The 5,864-nt window shown below is 59.6% G+C and carries 7 protein-coding genes; 2 read left to right on the forward strand and 5 right to left on the reverse strand.

The window, feature by feature from the left end:
- A partial coding sequence (locus MRY75_RS08485; protein WP_292306928.1) for a hypothetical protein occupies positions 1–739 on the reverse strand: 739 nt, incomplete at its 3' end.
- Positions 740–1,042: 303 nt separating this feature from the next.
- On the opposite strand from MRY75_RS08485, the gene MRY75_RS08490 reads away from it, so the two are divergent.
- Positions 1,043–1,306 carry a BrnT family toxin gene (locus MRY75_RS08490; RefSeq protein ID WP_292306929.1) on the forward strand — a complete coding sequence of 88 codons (264 nt, stop codon included), beginning with the start codon at positions 1,043–1,045 and terminating at the stop codon, positions 1,304–1,306.
- Entirely contained in the window at positions 1,293–1,508 is a 216-nt protein-coding gene (locus MRY75_RS08495; RefSeq protein WP_292306931.1) for a CopG family antitoxin, read from the forward strand. The genes MRY75_RS08490 and MRY75_RS08495 overlap by 14 nt, the downstream gene beginning before the upstream one ends.
- Positions 1,509–1,936: 428 nt before the next feature.
- On the opposite strand, the gene MRY75_RS08500 is transcribed toward MRY75_RS08495, so the two are convergent.
- The 4 genes from MRY75_RS08500 to MRY75_RS08515 form a co-directional block, all read right to left on the reverse strand.
- Positions 1,937–3,040, reverse strand: coding sequence for a cytochrome P450 (locus tag MRY75_RS08500; protein WP_292306933.1), 1,104 nt, complete (start codon positions 3,038–3,040; stop codon positions 1,937–1,939).
- A 404-nt stretch (positions 3,041–3,444) separates the two neighbouring features.
- On the reverse strand, positions 3,445–3,876 hold the full coding sequence (locus tag MRY75_RS08505; protein WP_292306935.1) for a helix-turn-helix domain-containing protein: 432 nt from the start codon (positions 3,874–3,876) through the stop codon (positions 3,445–3,447).
- Positions 3,877–3,973: 97 nt separating this feature from the next.
- Positions 3,974–4,984, reverse strand: a complete 1,011-nt coding sequence (locus tag MRY75_RS08510; RefSeq protein ID WP_292306937.1) for a replication initiator protein A — start codon at positions 4,982–4,984, stop codon at positions 3,974–3,976.
- Positions 4,985–5,240: 256 nt separating this feature from the next.
- A partial coding sequence (locus MRY75_RS08515; protein ID WP_292306939.1) for a hypothetical protein occupies positions 5,241–5,864 on the reverse strand: 624 nt, incomplete at its 5' end.

Genomic DNA, 5,864 nt, shown 5'->3' on the forward strand with positions numbered 1-5,864 from the left:
GGGCCTCTGTCTGGCCTTCTGAGAGGTCCGCATCCCTGACGGCATCCCATAGGCCCTCAGAGGGCGCTCTGATGCTCTCACGGGCCTTGTCCATGACAGCCCCATAGGTTTCCGGCGACAGGTGCTGGCGCTGCGTGATTTCCTTGCGGGTGCCGCGCACGATTTCGGCGTCCAAATTTTCGCGGCACCAGTCGGCCCAGGACGTCTGCAAGGCGGAGTATTCGTTCCGCTCGCCCGTGGCCTCCTTCAGCTCGCGCAGCGCCTTGTTGGTCGAGATCACCGGCTTGCCCCGGCTTTCCCGGACGGGAGAGACCAGAACATCGACCACGGCCCCGCCCTTCTCATCGAGATCGAGGCGTGTGGCGATCACCGATCCCTCGCCGCCCCAACTCTCGGCCCATGCCTTCGCCTGGTCGAAGAGCTGGCGGTTATGCGGGTTGTCGGGGTCGTGCAGGTTGCCGGCCTTTTCCACCCATTCCGGCGACACCACACAGATTGCCTGCAAGCAGAGCGGCGAGCCTTTCCGTTCGCCGGCCCCCAGCTCGGACTTGTGGGCCTTGAAGGCGGCGAGATAGTCCCGGTCGTTCTCGGCCTTCGACCAAGCAAGACCGAAGCCGGGTTCCGCATCGTCCCGGACCCGCGCCTTGCCGGTCTCGTCGTGACGCTGCGCATGGAGGGACGCCCCGCGAAGCTGGGCGATGCTGGTGAACTTGTTGACGCGGATCGCTGCCTTGAACATGGGACGGTGATAGCGAAGAGCGACAGAATTGTCATTTCAAATGACAACCCACTAGGCAATTCTCTTCGAGCCGCTCCGCTAATTGCCGTTGGGCCGGAGGCGCTACGCCCTCCTGGACCTCCCGCCGGGAGCCGCCCAAGGGGCGGCTGCGCACCATCCCGCCCCTGCCATATGGGGGCCGGTCGGAATGGTGCGCGGAGCCAGCCTGGACCGGAGACCTCCGAATATCGGAGGGCCGGGCTGGCAGCGGTGGTCACGTAGAACCATGCTTGAAAATGGATAATTACTATACCATATTTACGCATGGATTTTGAGTATGACCCCGCCAAAAGTGCCTCGAATCTGTCGAAGCATGGCATCGACTTCGATCAGGCACAGGCCCTTTGGGATGACCCGTGGATGCTCGAAGCGCCCGCCAAGACCGAGGATGAACCGCGGTTCATCTCGATTGGGAAGATCGAGGGCAAGCACTGGGCGGTCGTCTGGACACCGCGAGGTCATGCGGTGCGGATCATCTCGGTGCGCCGCGCCCGGAAAGAGGAGATCAGCTACTATGAAGGCAACTGAGTTCGACAAGAAATTCGACGCCGGTGCGGACGTGAGCGATGTAATCGACTGGTCTCAGGCGCGGCGTCGGAACGATCAGCCCAAGCGCGTGAACGTGGATTTTCCGGCGTGGGTAGTGGAGGGCCTGGACAAGCAGGCTCGGCACCTGGGCGTGACGCGGCAATCGTTGATCAAGCTATGGATTGCCGAACGGCTCCAGTAGGCTCATCGACTTTGGCGGTGGGTGCTTGCGGTTCGCCCACCCCATGGCCGGATGACAGCTTTGAGCCCGACCTAAGCCTTAGATGGGCTGCAGCGAACGGCCGCTCTCGCGCAGCCAAAAACGTGCAGGAACCACCTAGGTTTTGCCCTGGGGTTCTGTCCCGGCTAACCTTCTGAAGACGCAGTGCCTCTTGGGGAGGGACAAAACGACCGTTTTTTTGCGCACGAATTCTGGCAGGGGATTTCTGTCCAGTGAGCGGACGAAACGAAACTTCGGCACATTCGACTTACGTCTCGCCTCAGCTCATGCCTGTTCTGCGCCCTACCGCTCCGGTCGCAGCGGTAGGACACTTTCGAAGCCAGTCGAAAAGACGATCAGGCTCCTCTGGATGAGACAGCCGCTTTAGCGCCGTTTCCGCGAAGCGTTTTCTATATCACTGCAACCCGTAGTGGAAACAACCAGTCGCCTGCGAGAGGGCGCCAGCGCTCCGGTAACGGTGCCTTCTCCGGCTGAAGGCGCTCTATCTCCATCAGTAGACGTACCAAGAGCGACCGGGAAAGGGCATGGCCGAGACAAGCATGGTTTCCCATACCGAAGGTTAGCGGGCGGGAGGATCGCTCGGAGTTGAATTGCTCTGGGTCGGGAAACGCATCCGGGTCATGGTTCCCGGCTGCCCAGACCATAGCAAGAGGTGTCCCCGGCTCGATGACGATGTCACAAACCTCTATGACATCGGTAGTGTACCTCATCGTCAACGGCGTCGGACTTGCCAAGCGCAGGCACTCGTCCGCACAGCGTGAGGTCGGACGAACGGCTTTGCTGTTGGCAAATGCTACACGCATCGCGGCGTCGATTCCAACGGCGATTGTCTCGATCCCGTCGAAGGCGATTCCGGCAAGTAGCTCGACCGTTCTGTCAGCGCCCAGGCTCGATTGAAGGGACGCGACAAATGGAGACGGACCACGCAAGGCGATCTTGCAGAGTTCATTGAGATCTATCCCGCCCACTTCTGCCAAATCGGCCTTGTCTGAACGCGGGTTGGGAGACAGCAGGTAAGCCATTTTCTTGACCGCAGCCTCGCACCGTTGGGCATCCTCCGGAGAAAGCCCGAGAAGGGCTGCCCAGCTAGCGCGGACAATGCGCTCGACCAAGTCGGCCCGCAGATCGGCTCTTTCAGGCGCAGCTTGCACAACGCCGCGCACAGCTTCGTCAGTTAATGCCTGAAGTGGAAGCGAAGCGAATGCAGCGATCATCGCGCCACGCTCCAACCGGTGCACCGGGCCCGATTGCGTGAACAGCGCACGGTCCAAAATGCGCCCGAGGACAGGCGTGGCCGACATCGCGTTGGTATCGGCCGCCATTCCGTCAGCAGCAGGGTTGCGGGATAGCGATAGAAGCTCCGCGTGACCGAGTATCGCGTAGCCACCCCAAGGAGCGGTCTGAATGCGATCTCCTGTTCGAAAGTCGCCCGCGAATGCAGCAGCAGCAGATGGCCATCCGTCGAGGCTAGAGAAAGTGTCCAAGGTTTTCATCACTTTGATCCTTAAAAGCATGCCGAAGACCTCGCTAACAGCGAGGTTGCTCAGTGAGTCACTGAGGTTCAGCGCTTAAGGATCGATTGATGCATCAGACCACCTTTCGACAGGTTCAATAGAGGTTACCACCGATGATTTCAACAGGGTGAGGGCTGCGCTTCCGGTCGGGTGTAACTGTGGCAATCCCAGAATGACCTGCCTGTTCCACCTCCCATTGTCAGTTGCGCAACAGAACCGACAACTCATGCGCCAGTCCGTTAAGGGATCGTTGCGGACCTTCTCCGCCACCAGGATGTGCCAAAATCCAACCGTCTGTGCCACCGGCGGAATCCACCGTTTGTGTCCAAAACCGGAAGCTGCCGTTCGTCGAAGGTCAGCTTGGTCCGCATTGCTGCCTTTGGTCAGGATCGCTTCCAAGGCCACCAAGAGCTGCGCTTTGGGCTGTTGTCGGCCAGAAGCGCCGTCACGCGGGTTTCGGAGCTGTCCAGGCGCTTCCGTAGATCGTTGATCGTATCTGCCATCTGATCCTTCTGGGCTTCCAGACCGTTGGCTCTCTCGCGCGCGACTGCCAATTCTTTTTCCAGATCAACAACACGGTCTATGTGGCTGCTTTCGGAGGCAAATTTTGCCTGTTGCGTATCGTTGCTTTGCATGTGTTGCGCATCGCGTTGCGCAACATTGGGCGGAAAAACCCGGTGCAACTCTGACGGATCAATCTCATATGAGCCGCCATTGCCCTTACTCGCTGATATCTTGCCGCTTTTGATTGCCCTCTGGATTGTTGTCTTGTTCTTTCCGGTGGCCTTTGCGGCCTCTGAGAGTGAATATTTCATGCCGTTGCGCCTCGTTGCTTTTGGTTGTTGCGCAACAGGGTATCGCGTTGCGTGGCGCAACGCCAAGGGAACCTGATCGAGGCAGGGTTAGGCCCGGCTAACGCAAGCTATCTTGCTTCCCGCAGTAGGCCACAAAGGCAGCGCCTGCGTTCTTCGGCGGGTTCCCTTTGGCCGCTTCGCTCTTGGCGAACGCCAGCCAGTCAGAGCGCAGGGCGTAGTAGTCCCGGCCCTTCTCCCTGGCGATGGCCCTCGCCTTGTCCTCGGCCCATCCCGGAAGCCTGATCTCGGGCAAGAGTTCGCTCTGCGGTGAGCGCGGGCGGAAAATCACCAGGTCGTCGGCGGTCAGCTCCATGCGATAGAACGGCGTGTGATCGTCCTCGATGATCTGGCGGATGTTCAGCCGGAACTTCTTCAGGGGGGCATTGCTGCCGGTCTTTTCCTGAAGCTTGGCGAGACCGATCTGCCATTTAGGCTGGCTCCCACAATGCTTGCGGCCGATCTCGTAGAGGCGGCGTTCCAGCGGGCGGCGCAGGCGGAAATAGTCGTTCGAGATCGTCACGACCTCGTCGCCCTCGATCGCGCGCATCACCCAGTCGGACAGGATCACTTCGCAGTAGTCGAGCCGCCACTTGCCCTCTTCCTTCATGACGAACCCACTGCCCGATTCAAGCAGGCTGAAAAAGCGTGTCTCGCGCTTGTTCCCGGTCTGAATGTCGGTCTGGAAGGTAGTCCCGATGAGCCTCTGAAACGCCTGTTCCAGGCGTTGATACTCTATCCCGCCCGTCTTGCGGTTGGTGGTAATCATCAGCTCGCGGGCGCTGAATCGCACCCGTTTGCCGATCTTCTCGCCCCGGTTCTTGCGGTGCATGAGCTGGCTCACGCAGAAAATCAGAATGTCCTTGTCGAAGATCGTGGGCAGGCCGACCCCGGACGGCACGATTTTCAGCCGGTTGTCACCGCCGCGATATTCAAGGTGGCGCATATCTGGCTTGGTGGCGAGTGAGAACAGCGGATGCTCCATCGAGGCCATGTCGTCCTTCGGCACCACATCGGAGATGTCGAGGATGAAGAAGTCCTTCTGGGGGTGTCTGTCGGGGAGCAGTGGCATCCGTTCGCCTGTTCGAGTTCGTTATATCTGGAACCAGCATCGGACAGTACCAGCCAGCTCGTCAAGTTCGTTATATCAGGACCCGGTTTCGAGGCAGAATCCATTCGTTAGTTTCGGAACCCAGATTCGTTAGTTTCGGAACCCAGATTCGTTAGTTTCGGAACCCTGTGGATAGTTTCATACTTTGAGACCAGTAGGTTAGGGGCGATTTTCGACCCCGTAACATACTCCGTAGGTAACACTATTAACACTAGGGTCAGAGACCGTGACTGGACCCTCGATCCCGTTCCCGACTTGCACGGTCAGTGAGATCGGTTGCCCGCTCCACCGAAGGTTCTTCCCGAACCGCTGGCGCTGTCAGGCCAAGATTGGTCTCATGGCGCTCAACTTCTGCCAGTGCTTCCTGCGGCCAGCAGGTTGTCACGTCGAGCTGAGGAACATCAGGCCGAAGCATGTTCTTCACCGTAGCTTCCATCTTCGCCATGAACGCCCCACACTTGGCCACCACCGCTGCCAGGTGCATCCGGTCGGACAGGCTAGGGAAAAGATCGCGTCCAGACTCATACCGATCCCCCATATTTTCCCGGAGTCCCAGGCCGAACCGATGGGCAGCGTCATAGACCCGTTCTGCCCCAGACCTGATCGCCTCGATGAAGGGCCAAGGATCGGTGCTGGCGTCCCCGCCGACCCGATCCAGCGTCAGAGCGCCCCTGGGAGGCTCGTAGGCGCTTCCTTCGGCCTTGTGACGGGTAATCTCCCCCTTGAGCATCAGGAGGTCGCTCAGGGCCTCTGTCTGGCCTTCTGAGAGGTCCGCATCCCTGACGGCATCCCATAGGCCCTCAGAGGGCGCTCTGATGCTCTCACGGGCCTTGTCCATGAC

Origin of the sequence: Marivita sp., from assembly GCF_022763305.1 — a bacterium.
GTDB lineage: Bacteria > Pseudomonadota > Alphaproteobacteria > Rhodobacterales > Rhodobacteraceae > Marivita.